Consider the following 876-nt stretch of genomic DNA (forward strand, 5'->3'; position numbering starts at 1 on the left):
TATCCAGAACTCTATACAAATGATGTCCCGCAAAAATTGCAGGAACTGCGCCAACTGTTTGAGCGAATTGCGCCACGTGATGATTTAACTATCCCAACCACACCAGGCTTTTGTCTGTTACATGGATTTATGCAAGGGGAGGATAGCGAATGGAAAGACACCGGGGTTACCTATCAACATGATGCAGACAACGATTTTTATTTTGATATCTCGTATAATAATTATAAGGGCTTTTATAAGCTACTTGATCAACCGGAAAGTTACGTGACTGAAAATCGGGGGCACACAATTTATAAGGGCACGCGCGAAAGTCAAGGTTTGCAGTTAGAAGAGTGGTTAACCAAAGGGGAGTTTTTTTCCGATGAACCAGGTTATGAGTCAGATGACGAGTGGTATAAGTTTACATTAGGTATAAATATGCTCGATCCAACCGATAAAACGCCACTGTTAAACATAGAAATGTATTACAGAATTCCCGAAGACGAAACTCAGGGATATACACAAGAGCAGTTGATGGTGATTTGGCGAGAAATCACCAACAGTATTCGAGTGCGTGCGAGTGCTTTTAAAGCGGAGTAAAATTGGCTTATTATTTTTGAGAAAAAGATCCAAAATCGGCCGCTGCGAGCGATTGTTGATATGATAAAAACGGAGTGTCTGGCATGAACGCATTGAGAAAAAACACGGCAGTTATGGTGACGATCCTATTAATACTAAGCATATTAATTAGTTGCAAGGCATTTAACAAGGATATCCAAAAAATGACTTTATCAGCAAACGAACAGCAGCAAGTTGATGTTTTACTAAACAATTCCCCGACACGCTGTGTGGGCACTTATTTAATTGATTTTCCTGCGGCATTTAAAGTCAATAATG

1 protein-coding gene is annotated in these 876 nt (G+C 40.0%); it reads left to right on the forward strand.

Going from position 1 to position 876, the window contains the following annotated elements; all coding sequences use genetic code 11:
- A partial coding sequence (locus FcAc13_RS12050; RefSeq protein ID WP_223064616.1) for a T6SS immunity protein Tli4 family protein occupies positions 1 to 579 on the forward strand: 579 nt, incomplete at its 5' end.
- Positions 580 to 876: the final 297 nt, after the last annotated feature.

The organism is Frischella japonica (assembly GCF_014489845.1).
In the GTDB taxonomy this organism is placed as follows: Bacteria; Pseudomonadota; Gammaproteobacteria; order Enterobacterales; family Orbaceae; genus Frischella; species Frischella japonica.